The organism is Rhodococcus pyridinivorans, from assembly GCF_900105195.1.
Classification (GTDB): Bacteria; Actinomycetota; Actinomycetes; order Mycobacteriales; family Mycobacteriaceae; genus Rhodococcus; species Rhodococcus pyridinivorans.
Map to the genome: position 1 here is coordinate 1393913 of NZ_FNRX01000002.1, position 17791 is coordinate 1411703.

The 17791-nt window shown below is 66.0% G+C and carries 4 protein-coding genes (1 of these 4 only partly in view); 3 read left to right on the forward strand and 1 reads right to left on the reverse strand.

Annotated features, from left to right (window positions below; genetic code table 11):
* Positions 1-14719 carry the 3' end of a non-ribosomal peptide synthetase gene (locus BLV31_RS07000; protein ID WP_064060362.1) on the forward strand. Its footprint begins 22205 nt before the window's first position, so 14719 of the gene's 36924 nt are visible here — the last part of the coding sequence; its start codon lies beyond the left edge, outside the window; it ends in the stop codon at positions 14717-14719.
* Positions 14720-14726: 7 nt separating this feature from the next.
* Here BLV31_RS07000 and BLV31_RS07005 read toward each other — a convergent pair whose 3' ends face one another.
* A complete protein-coding gene (locus tag BLV31_RS07005; RefSeq protein WP_072740485.1) occupies positions 14727-15605 on the reverse strand; it encodes an esterase/lipase family protein in 879 nt (292 codons plus the stop codon).
* 115 nt (positions 15606-15720) lie between these two features.
* On the opposite strand from BLV31_RS07005, the gene BLV31_RS07010 reads away from it, so the two are divergent.
* On the forward strand, positions 15721-16695 hold the full coding sequence (locus BLV31_RS07010; protein WP_081263375.1) for an alpha/beta hydrolase: 975 nt from the start codon (positions 15721-15723) through the stop codon (positions 16693-16695).
* A gap of 94 nt (positions 16696-16789) precedes the next feature.
* Entirely contained in the window at positions 16790-17740 is a 951-nt protein-coding gene (locus BLV31_RS07015; protein ID WP_081263376.1) for a hypothetical protein, read from the forward strand.
* Positions 17741-17791: the final 51 nt, after the last annotated feature.

Genomic DNA, 17791 nt, shown 5'->3' on the forward strand with positions numbered 1-17791 from the left:
GCACGGCCGCGTGGCCGTGGCGTTGGCATGGCGCCAGAGCGCCTACCGACTGGACGCGAACGACACGGTCCTGCAGAAGACACCGTTCACCTTCGACGCGTCGGGACGCGAATTCTGGTGGCCGCTGACCGTGGGTGCGCGACTCGTCATCGCCGCTCCGGACGGTCACCGCGATCCGCAGTACCTCGCGTCCGCGATCGCCGAACACGGCGTGACCTCGTCCTACTTCGTCCCGTCGGTGTTGTCCGAGGTGCTTGCCGTCGCGCGCGACACGGACCTGGCGTCACTGCGACAGGTGTACTGCAGCGGTGAGGTGTTCACACCGGGACTCGCCCGAGCATTCCGCGCGCGGAACGAGCACGCGGAGCTGTCCAACGAGTACGGCCCCACCGAGTTCACCCTGTCGATCACGCGCCACGTCCTCGACGCCGCCGACCCGGGATCGGTGCCGGTGGGCGCGGTGCAGGGCAACGTCGCCGCCTACGTCCTGGACCAGTGGCTGCAGCCCGTCCCCGACGGCGTCGCGGGTGAGCTGTACCTGGCCGGGGCCCAGCTCGGCCGCGGTTACATCGCGCGCCCGGACCTCACGTCCGAACGATTCCTGGCCGACCCGTACGGTCCCGCCGGCACTCGCATGTACCGGACGGGCGACCTCGTGCGCAGGACGTCGACGGGCGAACTGCACTACATCGGCCGCACCGACTTCCAGGTCAAGCTCCGAGGTCTGCGTATCGAACTCGGCGAGGTCGAGGCTGCCGTCGCTGCGCATCCGAACGTCCGTCAGGCCGTCGCACTCGTCCGTACCGATGCGTTGCGCGGCGACCAGCTGGTCGCGTACGTCCTCGCCGAGGACGGAACCACGATCGACATCGACGACCTCAAGGCCACTGTCGGCCGGCGCGTCCCGGGCTACATGGTGCCGTCGACGGTGATGGTCCTGCCGCAGATGCCGCTCAACCCGTCCGGCAAGGTGGACCGGAAATCCTTGCCGCAGCCGGAATTCGAAGCACGTGAGTTCCGCTCTCCGACGACACCGGCCGAGCAGGCCGTCGCGGACGTCTTCGCCGATGTTCTCGGGATCGAACGCGTGGGCCTCGACGACGACTTCTTCGAACTCGGCGGCAACTCGCTGGTCGCGACACGCGTGGCGGCGCGTGTCGGTGCGGCCCTCGGAACGAAGATCCCCGTTCGTACCGTCTTCGAGGCGTCGACGGTCTCCGCGCTGGCTTCGGCAGCCGAACACGCGGGGCGCGGCGAACGTCGTCCGTTGATCCCGATGGCACGGCCCGACCTGATTCCGCTGCTGCCCGCACAGCAGCGCATGTGGTTCCTCAACCGGTTCGATCCCGACTCCGCCACCTACAACATCCCGGCCGCACTCCGGTTGTCCGGGGCACTGGACGTTGAGGCTCTACAGGCAGCGGTGAACGACCTCGTCGCGCGCCACGAAATCCTGCGGACCATCTACCCGGAGATCGACGGCATCGGCCACCAGCGGGTGCTGCCGATCGAGGACGTCCATGTCGACCTGGCGCCGAGAGACGTCGACGAGGAGGCTGTCCTCGGGGCCGTCGCAGAGGTGGTGACCGCCGGTTTCGACGTCACCACGCAGGTCCCGCTGCGCGGCGCGTTGTTCCGTGTGGCTCCGACGGAGTTCGTGCTCGTGTTCGCGGTGCACCACATCGCCGCCGACGGCTACTCCATCGGGCCGTTGACCCGTGACGTGATGATCGCCTACGCCGCACGGGCCGAAGGGCACGCACCCGGTTGGGCACCGCTGCCGATCCAGTACGCCGACTATGCACTGTGGCAGCGGGAGAACCTGGGTTCGGAGGACGATCCCGCCAGTGTGATCTCGCAGCAGCTGGAGTACTGGACGGCGTCCCTGACCGGCGCCCCGGACGAACTTGCTCTTCCGTTCGACCGCCCGCGTCCGGTCGAAGCTTCCAATCGTGGTGCGGCCTACCGATTCACCGTTCCCACCGAACTGCACGAAGCGCTCGTTCGTCTCGGGCGGAAACACAACGCGACGCTGTTCATGGTGCTGCATGCAGCCCTGACCGTGGAGCTCGCGAGGTCGAGCAACACCGACGACATCGTCGTCGGCACACCGATCGCCGGTCGCGGCGAGGCCGAACTCGAAGACCTGATCGGCATGTTCGTCAACACGCTCGTGCTGCGCGCCCGGGTCGACGGTGGGGAATCGTTCAGCGATCTTCTCGCCCGGATCCGAGATCTCGATCTGGGTGCCTTCGGCCACGCCGACGTGCCGTTCGAGCAACTCGTCGAGGTCGTCAATCCGCCGCGTTCCCGCTCGCGGAACCCGTTGTATCAGGTGCTGCTCACCCTGCAGAACATGGCACCGTCGACGTTCGAACTCGGTGGGGTGACGATCTCTCCGGTCGAAGCACCGCTCGACCAGGCGAAGGGCGACCTCCAGTTCACGCTCTTCGAGTCCGCCGACCACGCCGGTCGCCCGTCCGGACTGGCGTGTGAACTCACCTACGCCACCGAACTCTTCGACGAACGGACGGTGCGGGGTATCGGCGACCGTCTGGTCAGGATCCTCGATGCCGCGGTGGCGGATCCGTCCGTGCCCGTCGGGGATCTCGACCGTTCGAGCCCCGCCGAGTACGAAACGCTTCGCGGCCTCGGTCGCGGCTCCGACCGCGTCGTCCCGGGTGCCGCCACGCTGCCGGACAGGTTCTCGGCGCAGGCTGCGGCTTCGCCCGACGGGGTGGCCCTCGTGTACGAGGGCGAAAGCCTCACCTACACGGAGTTCGCCGGTCATGTGAACCGTCTCGCGCGACACCTGATCTCCCTCGGTGTCGGGCCGGAAGTGCGTGTCGCGGTGGCGATGGAACGCTCGCTGGATCTGGTGCTGAGCATCTACGCCGTGCTCGCGGCCGGTGGTGCGTATGTTCCGATCGATCCGGAGCAGCCGGCAGAGCGCAACGACTACGTGCTCGCCACGGCCGATCCGCAGGTGGTGCTGACGACCTCACATCACGACATCGGTGTGGGACGGACCGTCGTCCGCGTGGACGAACCGATCACCTCCGGCGTGTCCGGCGCGCCTGTCGTGGACGCCGATCGTCGTTCACCTCTGCGTCCGCAGAACCCTGCATATGTTCTGTTCACCTCGGGTTCGACGGGGCGGCCCAAGGGTGTGGCGGTCACACATGCGGCAGTGGTCAACCAACTCGCATGGATGCAGGACCGCTTCGCCGTCGAGTCCTCGGACGCCGTCCTGCTCAAGACCCCCGCGACCTTCGACGCGTCGGTGTGGGAGTTCCTGCTGCCACTGATGTCGGGTGCCCGACTCGCGATCGCCTCACGCGACGGACACCGGGACCCCGCGTATCTCGCTCAGGCGTTGGTGGACTTCGACATCACCATCGCACAGTTCGTGCCGACGGTGCTCGATGCCGTGCTCGACGAGTCGACGGCGCCGACCCCGGCGCTGCGTGCGGTGTTCGCCGGCGGCGAGGCATTGCAGTCGGCGACCGCCGAGCGTTCCCGCGCGACGTTCGGTGCGGAGATGCACAATCTCTACGGCCCGACCGAGGTGACGATCCAGGCGACCCACCGTGTCGCGCGCGATGGCGACGGTGTTGTGGTGCCTATCGGTGCGACCGTATGGAATACGTGCGCGCGTGTGTTGGACGCGCGCCTGCGGCCCGTGCCCATGGGCGTGACGGGTGAGTTGTATCTGTCGGGTGTGCAGGTCGCCCGAGGATACGAGGGACGCGCGGGACTGACCGCCGAACGTTTCGTGGCAGATCCCACCGGTGACAGTGGCGAGAGGCTCTATCGCACCGGCGATCTCGTCCGGTGGAACCGTGACGGTGAACTCGAGTACATCGGCCGGAACGACCTGCAGGTCAAGCTCCGTGGTCAGCGTATCGAGATCGGTGAGATCGAAGCGGTGCTGCGGAGCCTGGACCACGTTGCGGCCGCGGCGGTCGACGTGCGATCGGATCAGTTGGTCGGCTACATCGTTCCCGCAGGGGACATCGATCCCGTGCACCTTCGCGGAGCGCTCGGCGAACTGTTACCGTCGTACATGGTGCCCACGCACTTCGTCGTGCTGGACTCGTTGCCGCTCAATGCATCCGGGAAACTGGATCGCAAGGCGTTGCCTTCCCCGGAGATCGAGGAGCGGGAGTTCCGTGCCCCTGTGACGGCGGTCGAGCAGGCAGTGGCTTCGGTATTCGCCCAGGTGCTCGGAGTCGAGCAGGTCGGGTTGGACGACAACTTCTTCGCACTGGGTGGCAACTCGCTGGTGGCGACGCAGGTCGTGTCCAGGCTCGGTGCCGCTCTCGACATGCGTGTACCGCTGCTTGCGTTGTTCGACGCGTCGAGCGTGGAAGGCCTCGCCGCACAACTCGAAGGGGAGTCCGGTTCCGGCGCTGTCGTTCCACTCGTTGCGCAGGAGCGGCCCGAGGTGGTGCCGTTGTCGTTGGCGCAGCAGCGGATGTGGTTCCTGAACCGGTTCGATCCCGAGTCGGCGGTGAACAACATTCCCGCTGTCATCCGGCTGACGGGCGTGCTCGATGTCGATGCACTGCGGGCCGCGGTGACGGATCTGGTCGAACGGCACGAGATCCTGCGGACGGCGTACCCGGAGATCGACGGTGTCGGTCGCCAGGTCGTGCTCGGCCTCGACGACGCAGGTATCGAACTGAAGGTCGTGGAGGTCTCCGAGACCGAGGTCTTCGATCGGGTCGTCGCCGCGGTGAGTACCGGTTTCGACGTGACAGTGGCGCCGCCGCTGCGGATCGAGTTGCTGCAGGTGTTGGAGACCGAGCATGTGCTGGTCGTTGTGGTGCACCACATTGCGGCGGACGGTTTCTCGATGGGTCCGTTGTCTCGCGATGTGATGGTGGCGTATGCGGCCCGGTCGGCCGGAGAGGTCCCGGCGTGGGAGCCGCGCGAGGTGCAGTACGCGGACTACGCGATCTGGCAACGTCGGGTCCTCGGCTCCGAGGACGATCCGTCCTCGGTCGCGACTGCCCAGGCCGAGTACTGGCGCACGACACTGGCGGACCTCCCGGAGGTCTCTGCCCTGCCGACCGACCGCCCCAGGCCGGCCGTCGCCTCGACACGCGGTGCCGAATACCGTTTCGGCTGGTCGCAACAGCAGCAGCAGGCACTCGAACGGCTCGCTGTCGAGCACGGCGCCACCCCGTTCATGGTGGTTCACTCGGTGCTCGCGGTACTGCTGGCACGCATGTCCGGAACCGACGACATCACCATCGGTACTCCGGTCGCAGGGCGTGGCGCTGCCGAACTCGACGACCTCATCGGCATGTTCGTCAACACCCTCGTGCTCCGCACCGTCCTCGAGGAGGGAGAGTCGTTCGCCGATCTCCTCGGCCGGGTCAAAAACGTCGACCTCGGTGCCTTCGCGCATGCCGACCTTCCGTTCGAGCGGCTCGTCGAGATCATCGATCCCGTTCGCTCGCAGGCATGGCATCCGCTGTTCCAAGTGGCGCTGTTCTTCCAGAACATGACGTCGGGTGCTCTCGAGCTCGAGAATCTGGCGATCGAACCCGTCGACGTCGACGTGACCACGGCGAAGTTCGACCTCCAGTTCACCGTGGCGACAGCCGAGAACGGCGGTTCCGATGTCGCGATCAACTATGCGGTGGACCTCTTCGACGACGAGACCGTTCGGTCCCTTGCCGAACGCTTCCTCTGCATACTCGACGCCGCCACCGCCGCTCCGAACACCGCGGTCGGCGACCTGCCGGTGCTCAGTGCACAGGAGCAACAGCGCATGGTCGTCGAACCGAACCGGACCGAGCGGCGCATCGGCCACCACCTGCTGCTCGACGGGTTCGACGCGCGTGTTGTGGAGTCTCCCCACGCCGTGGCGGTGATCTTCGAAGGCGAAGGACTCACCTACGCCGAATTCGACGCGCGTGTCGACGCCGTCGCTCAGCGCCTGGTCGCTCTCGGTGTCGTCCCCGAGACGCGGGTCGCGTTGGCCATGCGCAGGTCCGTCGAGCTGGTGATCGGCATGTACGCGGTGCTGCGGGCAGGCGGTGCCTACGTGCCCGTCGATCCGGACCACCCGCTCGACCGTGTCGCCTACATCCTCGACGCCGCTGATCCGCTCGTCGTGCTCACGACACACCGCGACGACTTCACCGCGACGGGTGACAGGCTCGTTCTGCACCTCGACGACCTCGACGACACGGATCGGTCCGGCAAGCCGTTCGATCGACCGACCGTGCACCCCGAGAACAGTGCGTACGTGATCTTCACGTCGGGTTCCACCGGTAAGCCGAAGGGCGTGACGGTGTCGCACGGCGCCATCGCCAACCAGATGGCATGGATGGAGCACGAGTACGCCTTCGACGAATCGGATGTCTACCTGCAGAAGACCGCCACCACCTTCGACGTCTCGTTGTGGGGCTTCTTCCTGCCGCTCCGAGCCGGCGCAATGCTGGTCGTGGCGGCGCCGGACGGTCACCGCGATCCCGAGTACCTCGCGCGCACCATTCGCGAGTGTGGAGTGACGATCACCGACTTCGTCCCGTCGATGCTGTCGGTTTTCGTGTCGTCCGTCGAAGCACGGGATGTGGCGACACTCCGCGACGTGTTCGTGATCGGTGAGGCGCTGCCCGCCGCGACTGCGCAGGCATTCACCGAGCTCAGCCCCGCAGGACTCCACAACCTGTACGGACCGACCGAGGCTGCCGTCTCGATCACGTACAGGCGGGCCGAGCCCGGTGACGACGGCAGCGTCCCGATCGGTCTGCCGCAGTGGAATTCCAAGGTGTACGTGCTGGATTCACGTCTACGCCCGGTACCCACCGGCGTCCCGGGCGAGCTGTATCTCGCAGGTGACCAGTTGGCACGCGGATATCACGGCCGCGTCGATCTCACCTCGGATCGTTTCGTCGCCAACCCGTTCGTGCCCGGCGAGCGTATGTATCGCACCGGCGACCTGGTGTACTGGACCGCGCGTGGTGAACTCGACTACCTCGGCCGCACGGATTTCCAGGTCAAGTTCCGCGGGCAACGGATCGAACTCGGTGAGATCGAAGCAGTGCTGCTCGATCATGATTCGGTCATCAACGCTGCTGTGTTGGTGGTCTCCAGCGCGACCGGTGACCATCTCGTCGCCTACGTCGTGCCGGCCACCGGCGCGGATGTGACAGGGGATGCTCTGAGGGAGCATGCGGAAACGGCCCTGCCGACGTACATGGTTCCGGGCGCCTTCATGGTCCTGGCGGAATTCCCGCTCAACGCGTCGGGCAAGCTCGACCGGAAGGCGTTACCCGCTCCGGTCTTCGAGACGAAGGCGTTCCGTGCTCCGGCGACCGTCACCGAGCAGACGGTGGCGCAGGTGTTCGGTGAGGTCCTCGGAAGCGAGAAGATCGGAGCGGACGACGACTTCTTCGCGCTCGGCGGCAACTCGTTGATCGCAACCCAGGTCGTCTCGCGTGTCAGTGCTGTCGTGGATGCCCGGGTGCCGGTGCGAACGCTCTTCGAGGCTTCCACGGTCGAGGAGTTCGCCCGGGCCATCGAGACCCACGCCGGGAGCGGAGGAGTTGCGCCGCTGGTGCCTCAGCCGCGGCCCGAACGGGTTCCGCTTTCCTTCGCGCAGCAGCGGATGTGGTTCCTGAACCGGTTCGATCCGGAGTCGGCAGTGAACAACATCCCGGTGGCCATCCGCCTGACCGGCGCACTCGATGTCGGGGCGCTGTCGCATGCCGTCGGTGACGTCGTCACCCGTCACGAGATCCTGCGGACCTACTATCCGGATATCGACGGCGTCGGCGTCCAGATCGTCGTGCCGACGGCTGAGGCGGGGGTGGATCTTGTCGCGGAACCCGTCGACGAGCGGGACGTGTTCACCACCGTCGCGGGATATGTGACCGGCGGTTTCGACGTCGCAGTCGCACCCCCCGTGCGCGTTCGACTCCTTCGGATGTCGGAGACCGAGCATGTGCTCGTCGTGGTGGTGCATCACATTGCGGCGGATGGCTTCTCGATGGGACCGCTGGCGCGGGACGTCATGATCGCGTACGCCGCGCGGTCGGCGGGTGAGGCTCCGTCCTGGCAACCTCTCGAAGTGCAGTACGCCGATTACGCGCTGTGGCAACGACAGGTGCTGGGTTCCGAGGAGGACCCCGAGTCCGTCATCGCACGGCAGGTCGCGTACTGGACCGAGCAACTGGCCGGGGCGCCCGATGTTCTCGGCCTTCCCGCGGATCGGCCGCGTCCGGCGGTGGCATCGAACCTGGGCGCCACACACCATTTCGTTCTCGGATCCGATGTGGTGTCCGGAATCGATTCACTGGCAGCATCGCTCGGACTGACCCGCTTCATGGTGGTGCACAGTGCCCTCGCCGTGTTGCTGGCTCGATTGTCGGGCACGGATGACATTGCGATCGGTACGCCGGTAGCGGGTCGTGGTGAGCGTGCCCTGGACGATCTGATCGGCATGTTCGTCAATACGTTGGTGTTGCGTACGCAGGTCGATTCGTCCGAGTCGTTCCGAGATCTTCTCGTTCGTGTGCGGGAAGTGGATCTGGGTGCGTTCGGTCATGCGGATGTGCCGTTCGAGCGGTTGGTGGAGGTGCTCGATCCGGTTCGGTCGACCGCGTGGAATCCGTTGTTCCAGGTGATGTTGACGATGCAGAACATGGCGCCGACGCAGTTCGAGTTGCCGGGTCTGTCGTTGTCGGCGGTGGATGCCGATGTGTCGTTGGCGAAGTTCGATCTGCAGGTGACGCTGGCGGAGCAGTTCGACGACCGCGGCGAGTCTGCGGGGATGGCGGTCGTGCTGACCTATGCCACGGACCTGTTCGACGAGGCGACAATGGTCGGTTTCGCCGAGCGATTCGTGCGGGTGCTGTCCGGTGGGGTCGCGGATCCGTCGATGCCGGTCGGGGACGTCGACCTGTTCCTCGCCGACGAACGCGAACAGCTTCTCACCTTCGGGCGCGGGGACGTGGCGTCGACGAGTGAAGTGCTCACGGATCTGATTGCTGCGCAGATGGAGCGGACGCCGGATACTGCGGCGGTGTCGGTCGTGGGCGACGAGCTCACCTATGCGCAGTTCGGGGATCGGGTAGGCCGGTTGGCCCGGTACCTGATCTCGGCGGGTGTGGGTCCCGAGGTGCGGGTCGCGGTGGCGATGGATCGCTCGCTCGACATGGTGCTCGCAATCCATGCAGTACTCGCGGCGGGTGGCGCCTATGTGCCGATCGACCCGGAGCAACCGGACGACCGGATCGAGTACGTGCTCGAGTCCTCCGATCCTCTGATCGTGCTGACGTCCTCGGGAAGCCGCATGCGGGTCGAACGACCCGTCGTAGATGTCGACGCTCTCGATCTGTCGGGATACGCCGGCGGACCGATCCGCGGCGGCGAACGACGTGCAGCATTGCGACCGGAGAACGCGGCGTACGTGCTGTTCACCTCGGGTTCGACCGGCAGGCCGAAGGGCGTCGTGGTTTCGCACGGAGCTGTGGTGAACCAGCTCCGCTGGATGCAGTCGCGGTTCGAGTTGAACGCATCCGATTCGGTGCTGTTGAAGACTCCCGTGACGTTCGACGCGTCGGTGTGGGAGTTGTTGCTGCCCTTGGTCACCGGTAGTCGGATGGTGATCGCCTCCACGGACGGGCATCGTGATCCCGAGTATCTGGCGCGGATGTTGACCGAGTCGGGTATCACGGTGGCGCAGTTCGTGCCGACGGTGCTCGATGCCGTGCTCGATGAGATCGACGGTACGGCACCGGCGTCGGTGCGGTTGGTGTTCGCCGGTGGTGAGGCGCTGGCCGCGTCCACAGCCGAGCGGGTGCGAACCGTGCTCGGTGCGGAGGTCCATAACCTGTACGGGCCGACCGAGGTCACCGTTCAGGCAACACATCGCAGTGCGGACGCCGTGGACGGTGTGTATGTGCCGATCGGTGGTCCGGTGTGGAACACCGCGGCGCTGGTGCTGGACGAGCGCCTGCGGCCGGTCCCGGTCGGTGTGGTGGGCGAGCTGTATCTGTCGGGTGTCCAGGTGGCGCGCGGTTATGCGAGACGTGCGGGACTGTCGGCGGAGCGTTTCGTGGCGAATCCGTTCGGCGGGTCGGGGGAGCGGTTGTATCGCACCGGTGACCTGGTTCGGTGGACGCGCGGCGGAGAGCTCGAGTACGTCGGTCGTAACGATCTGCAAGTGAAGGTGCGTGGTCAACGCATCGAGCTCGGTGAGATCGAAGCGGTGCTGCGCACGCAGTCCGGGGTGGCTGCCGGTGTGGTGGCGGTGGTGTCGGATCAGCTGGTCGGGTACGTGGTGCCGTCCGGAGACCTCGACGTTCGAGCCGTGCGGTCCGCGATGGGTGAGGTTCTGCCGGGGTACATGGTGCCGTCGCAGGTTGTCGTGCTCGAGGCGTTGCCGTTGTTGCCGAACGGCAAGCTGGACAGGCGGGCGCTTCCGGATCCGGTTGTCGAGGAGCGCGAGTTCCGGAACCCGATCACCGATCTCGAACAGGCTGTCGCTGCAGTGTTCGCCGAGGTGCTCGGAGTCGAGCAGGTGGGCCTGGACGACGACTTCTTCGCGCTCGGCGGCAACTCGCTGGTGGCAACCCGGGTGGTCGCGCGTCTGGGAGAAGCGCTCGGCACGCGTGTTCCGTTGCGTTCGTTGTTCGACGCACCCGTCGTGGAACAGTTCGCTGCGCTGGTCGCTCGGGAGATCGGTACTGGCAATGCCGTTCCGTTGATGGCGCAGGAGCGGCCTGAAGTGGTGCCGTTGTCGTTGGCGCAGCAGCGGATATGGTTCCTCAACCGCTTCGATCCGGAGTCGACGGTGAACAACATTCCCGTGGTCATTCGTCTGTCCGGAGTCCTGGATGTCGAGGCGTTGCGGGCGGCTGTCGCGGACCTGGCGGAGCGGCACGAGATCCTGCGGACGGTGTATCCGGAGAGCGAGGGTGCGGGGCGTCAGATCGTGCTCGGTGTCGAGGACGCCGGAGTCTCGCTCGAGGTGGTGCGCGTTTCCGAGGTGGAGGTGTTCGATCGGGTCGTCGCGTCGGTGAGTACCGGATTCGATGTGACGACGGCACCGCCGTTGCGGATCGAATTGCTGGAGGTATCGGAGACGGAGCACGTGCTGGCCGTGGTGGTGCACCACATTGCAGCGGACGGTTTCTCGATGGGGCCGTTGTCCCGCGATGTGATGGTGGCGTATGCGGCCCGCTCGATGGGGGATATACCGGCGTGGGAGCCGCTGGAGGTGCAGTACGCGGACTACGCCCTGTGGCAGCGTCAGGTACTCGGATCCGAGACGGATCCGGAGTCGTTGATCTCGCGGCAGCTGTCGTACTGGACGGAACAGCTGGCGGATCTTCCCGACGTACTCGCTCTGCCGACGGACCGACCGCGTCCGGCAGTGACTTCGAATCGGGGTGCAACACACGAGTTCGTTCTCGACCCGGCGTTCCTGGCCGGCATCGATGCATTGACCGCGGAACACGGCGTCACCCGCTTCATGGTTGTCCACGCTGCTCTGGCCGTCCTGCTGGCTCGGCTGTCGGGCACCGAGGACATCGCGATCGGCACACCCGTGGCGGGTCGCGGCGAGCGCGCCCTGGACGATCTGATCGGCATGTTCGTCAATACCTTGGTGTTGCGGACGCAGGTCGACGGCTCGGAGACGTTCGAGGATCTGCTCGGTCGCGTGCGTGAGGTGGATCTGAGTGCCTTCGGTCATGCCGAGGTGCCGTTCGAGCGGTTGGTCGAGGTGCTCGATCCGGTTCGGTCCACCGCGTGGAATCCGCTGTTCCAGGTGATGTTGACGATGCAGAACGTGGGACCGACGCAGTTCGAGTTGCCGGGTCTGTCGCTGTCGGCGATCGACGCGGATGTGTCGTTGGCAAAGTTCGATCTGCAGGTGACGGTGTCGGAGCAGTTCGACGACCGCGGCGACGCTGCGGGTATGGCGGTCGCAATGACGTATGCGACCGATCTGTTCGACGAGGCGACGGTGATCGGTTTCGCGAAGCGATTCGAGCGTGTGCTGTCCGGTGCGGTCGAGGACCCGTCGAAGCCGCTCGGCGACATCCCGTTCGTGACCGAGGGCGAGAGCACAGAACTCGTCTCTGCATGGGCTGTGCCCGGTGTCGAAATCGATACGTCGTCGACGCTCCCTGCGCTGTTCGCTGGTGTTGTCCGGAACTGGCCGGCCAACACGGCAACCGTCGCGGGTGATGCGGTGCTGGATTACGCGGAGTTGTCCGCTCGGTCGAACAAGTTGGCACGCAAATTGATCGAATCCGGCGTGGGACCGGGTTCACTCGTGGCGGTCGCGCTTCCCCGGGACGAATCACTCGTTGTAGCGATTCTCGCTGTGGTCACCGCCGGAGCTGCGTATCTGCCCGTCGATGTCACTTCACCGAAGGACCGACTCGCATACATTCTCACGGACGGTGACCCTACTGTCGTTCTGACGTCGTCGGACGAGGCCGAACAGCTTCCCCGAGTCGAAGGTGTGGAGATTCTCTACGCCGATCGGTTGGAGTTCGACGAGTTCTCATCCGCTCCGGTTACCGACGTGGACCGGTTGGCGCCGTTGCGGTCGTCGAACCTCGCGTACGTGATCTACACGTCCGGGTCCACCGGACGACCCAAGGGAGTTGCGGTCACCCATCGCAACGTCGTCGAACTCATGTCCAATGCGCAGACGAAGTTCGGATTCGACGAGTCCGACGTATGGACGATGTTCCATTCGTACGCGTTCGACTTCTCTGTTTGGGAGTTGTGGGGTCCCTTGCTGTTCGGCGGGACGCTGGTAGTGGTCGACTATCTGACATCGCGATCACCGGATGAATTCCGGGCACTGGTTGCGCGGCACGGCGTAACTGTCCTCAACCAGACGCCGTCGGCTTTCTACCAGTTCGATGAAGCGGATCGTGCTGCGAAGTCGGCGGACGACCTCCGACTCCGGTACGTGATCTTCGGTGGCGAAGCGCTGGACCTCGGGAAGCTCACGGGGTGGTACGACCGCCACGCGGATGATGCGCCGCAGGTGGTCAACATGTACGGCATCACCGAAACCACGGTGCATGTGTCGTTCCTGGCGCTGACCGAAGAGATGTCCACGCAGGCCCGTTCGAGTGTCATCGGTCGTCCCTTGCCGGGACTGCGCACGTACGTGCTCGACGAGCGGCTGCATCCGGTCCCGGTAGGCGTCCAAGGTGAGATCTACGTTGCCGGAAAACAAGTCTCGCAGGGATACCTCGGTCAGGCGTCCCTCAGTGCCTCACGCTTCGTTGCGGATCCGTTCGGTGAAGGTCGGATGTACCGCACCGGAGACCTGGCCAAGTGGAACAGTTCAGGTCTGCTCGAGTACGCGGGCCGTACCGACTTCCAGGTCCAGCTCCGTGGATTCCGTATCGAACTCGGCGAGGTCGAGGCTGCTCTCACCTCGTGTGACGGTATTGCTCATGTAGTTGCAGTTGTGCGTGCCGGGAACTGGGGAAATGAACGACTGGTCGCGTATGTGGTCCCACAAGCCGGTGCGACCATCGATCCGATGGAGATCAGAGAGACCGTCGGCAATTTCCTGACGGCATATATGGTTCCGGACATCGTGATGGTTCTCGACGAACTGCCGTTGACGTCGAACGGCAAGCTGGATCGTCGGGCACTGCCGGAACCGGCCGTCGTGGCTCGCGAGTTCCGGGCGCCGGTCACCGATGTCGAGCAGATCGTGGCGTCGGTGTTCGCCGAGGTGCTCGGTGTCGAGCAGGTGGGCCTGGACGACGACTTCTTCGGACTCGGTGGCAATTCGTTGGTGGCAACCAAGCTCGTATCCCGGTTGAACGCGGAACTCCCCACGCGAGTACCTCTGCAGTGGCTGTTCCGGGAACCCGGCGTCGAAGGACTCGCGGCGCTCATCGATCGTGAAAGTGCCGGTGACGTCGAGGAGTCCGTGGCCCCGGTCCTGCCGATCCGGACCCGGGGTGCAGGTACGCCGCTGTTCTTCGTCCACCCGATCGTCGGATTGTCGTGGTGTTACACCGCCCTCGCGCGTCAGCTCGATCACGACGCACCCGTCTACGGTCTGCAGACCCCGGCCGTCACCGAGGACGACTTCGAGCCCGCCACCCTCGACGAACTCGCGGCGCGCTACGTCGATGAACTGCGGGCCGCGCAGCCCGAGGGGCCGTATCGGTTGTTCGGCTGGTCGCTCGGCGGCGTGATCGCCCACGCGATGGCCGTTCGTCTGCAGGCGGAGGGGGAGCGTGTCGACACGTTGGTGATGCTCGACAGTGTCGCCGGCAACGGTGCACGGACGGGCGAGTCGAGCGATGTGTCGATGAGCGAGCTGCTCGCCGGATTCGGACTCGACGATGCAGACGCAGCCGGCGCTGAGGACATCGACGACCTCGTCACGTCCGTCGCCTCACTTACGGGCAACACCGAGGACGACACGAGACGTGTGATGACCAGGCTGGTCGCGGCGGCACAGCGGAACTCCGAGCTGATGGCGGGCCATCGGCCGGGGACATACGACGGCGACATCGTCTACTTCACCGCCGCAGCCGACGACCCGACCGGAACACGCGGAGCGTCCGGCTGGAACGCGGCCGTGACGGGTGCCGTCGACAACCATCAGGTGCCGGCGACGCACTGGCAGATGACCTCACCCGACGCGCTCGACGTCATCGTGCCCGTGCTCGACGCGGTGCTCTCCGAGCGGGAGAGCTGAGGTGCTGTCAGTCGACGCAGCCGGTCGGCGCCGGAACCGTCTCGTCGAGCGTGGAGAGCACGAGCTCCGTGGTGAGCCGGTCGGCGAGCATCTCCAGGTGCGTGGTCTTCGCGGAGGAGCACACGTCCTGCAGCACGACATCGGTGACGTTCGGATCCTCGCCCAGGCCGCTCGTGTACGGCTCCACCACGTCGTCGTGGGCGGTGAGGATGTTCGTGTACTCCACCGACTCGACGAAGCGGCCGGTCGCGGCGAGATCCTCGAGGAACTGCGAGCCGGGAAGCATGTCGGCGCAGGCGGGGCAGGTCGCGTATTCGAAGTCGCGCATCACACCGTCGCTGGTGACGATGGTCGTTCCGTCCCACAGGGGAGCGAGCGACACGAGTCGATCAACCTTGCCGGCGCCGCCGTCACCGATCCACTTCGCCGCGACCAGCGTGCCCTGCGAATGGCCGACGATGTCGACCTTCTCGGCGCCGGTCTGCGCGAGCACCTCGTCGACGAATGCGGAGAGCTGATGTGTGCTCGGCTCGAGCGGCGCCATCCCACCCAGAGCGCTGACGGGCCACGGACCGGGGAACGCGCCGAAGGTCGGAGCGAAGACGCAGTAGCCGGCGTTGGCGAGCAGAGGCGAGAACGTCTGCCACGCGACCTGCCGGTTACCGCTGGTGTTGTGGACCAGCACAACAGGATTGGGCTTGTCGGGGGTCGGGCGACAGTTCGGGTCGTTCGAGCCGGGAGCCGAACCACCCGGATTCTCGAGCTCCAGAGCCACCGTGTCGGGAAGTTCGTACGGCACGGGCAGCGTGGCAGGCGAGGCGGCCGCCGTGCCGGAGCCGAGAAGACCCGCGGCGAGAACGGTCAGCAGGAGCGATCGGCCAAACACGGGTCATCCTTCGAACAGTGACGACTATCGGTAAGTGCACTGCGGCCCTATAAGGTGTTCCGGGGGGCTGCGCAGGGAACGGAATCGGAGTATATCTATGCGGCGGATATCCGCGTTGGTTGTCGTGACGACCGTCGTGGCGTCGACCTGGGGCCTCGGAGCGTCGACGGCGTCCGCAGAACCCGATGAGGCCCGGCTCGTGAGCACTACGGTCGTCGACGACCAGCAACTCGACATCGAGGTCTACTCGCCGTCCATGGACGAGAACATCGAGCTGCGGATCCTGCGCCCCACCGACACCGTCACTCCCAGCCCCACGCTGTACGTGCTGAGCGGCGTCGACGGCGGGTCGTACAACAACAGCTGGATGGACCAGTCCGACATCGTCGACTTCTTCTCCGACAAGCACGTCAACGTCGTCATCCCGAAGGGCGGCGAGTCGAGCTACTACACCGACTGGAAGCACGACGACCCGAACCTCGGCCGCTACAAGTGGGCCACCTTCCTCACCGAGGAACTACCGCCCGTCGTCGACAGCACCTACGCGACCACCGGCACCAACGGCCTGATCGGCTTCTCGATGTCGGGCACCTCGTCGCTCAATCTCGCGATTGCCGCACCGGATCTGTACGACGCGGTGGGCAGCTTCAGTGGCTGCGCACGCACAAGCGACCCCCTCGGCCAGGCCTTCGTCACCACGACCGTCGTCAACTTCTTCGGCAACCCGCTCAACATGTGGGGTCCGTTCGACGACCCCACCTGGGTCGCCAACGATCCGTACATCAATGCGGAGAAGCTGCGCGGCACCACCTTGTACCTGTCGTCGCGCACCGGCCTGCCCGGCCGCTACGACACTCTCGAATCCGAGTGGATCAAGGACGAGGAAGACCTTACCGACGTGGTCATCAAGGGCGGACTCATCGAAGCCGCAGCGGCCGACTGCACTCGACGCATGGCGACGCGCCTCGACGAACTGGGCATCCCCGCCACCATCGACATCCACGACGACGGCACCCACAACTGGGGCTACTGGCAGGACGACCTGCACAACTCGTGGCCCGTCCTCGGTCCCGCGATCGGCGCGTCCTGACGGTTCATCCACAGGCGGTCGGTTCATCCACAGATCCGGCCGATTCGTCCTCGTAGGCACCTGCGGCCCGGGGCGACGGGCGATGCTAGGCGCCATGGGGGAGTTGATTCTGCGGCGCGAGGCAAATGCGCGCGGCGTCACCGATGCGGAGATCCGACGTCTGGTGCGGAACGGAACGTGGACTCGGCTCGCGTCGGGAGTCTTCGTCCAGTCCGACCAATATGCGGGGGCCGACGATCACGCTCGACATGCTCTTCGGGCACGGGCGTTCATCGCCAATGCAGGACCGACCTCGGCGCTGAGCCACGTATCGGCCGCGGTGCTGCACGGGCTCGACGTCTGGCAGATCCCACTCGATGATGTGCACCTCACCCGCAACGCGCCGAGTGGAGCGCGGAGGACACCCGGCCGCGCCATGCACGCGGCGCTCTTCCGTGAGACGGACGTCGTGGATCGGAGGGGAGCGCGGGTGCTGTCGGTCGCACGGACGATCACGGATGTGGCCGCAACGGTGCCGGTGGAGCAGGCCGTCGTACTTGCCGACAGTGCGCTGCGAGCGGGGCTGGTTGCCTCCGACGAGCTGACCCGTGCCGTGGAACGGATGGGGAGTCATCCCCGCATCGCGCATGCGCGTCGTGCCGTGCAGCTGTCGAGCGGGTGCAGCGACAGCGCCGGCGAGTCGCGGAGCAGGGTTCTGTTCGTCCGTGAGCAGATCCCGATGCCGCTCACGCAGGTGGACGTCTTCTGCGCCGACGGCAGGTGGCTCGCTCGCGTCGACTTCCTGTGGCCGGAGCACGGTGTGATCGGCGAGTTCGACGGTCGGATCAAGTACCGCCGCGACGGGGTCGCGACCACCGCCGCCGAGGACGTGGTCTACCGCGAGAAGCTGCGGGAGGACGCACTGCGTCACGCGGGGTGGACGGTGGTGCGGTGGACGTGGCAGGACCTCGGGACCCGCGGCGCCGTCGCAACGAAGGTGCGGGAGGCGTTCGCACGGGCGGCGCGGGGGAGCGGGCCGACGGGGAGGTACGCAACAAAGAAGTAAGGCTCGCAACGCCAGCAGTCACTGCCAGCGTTGCGAGCCTCAACCTCGCGT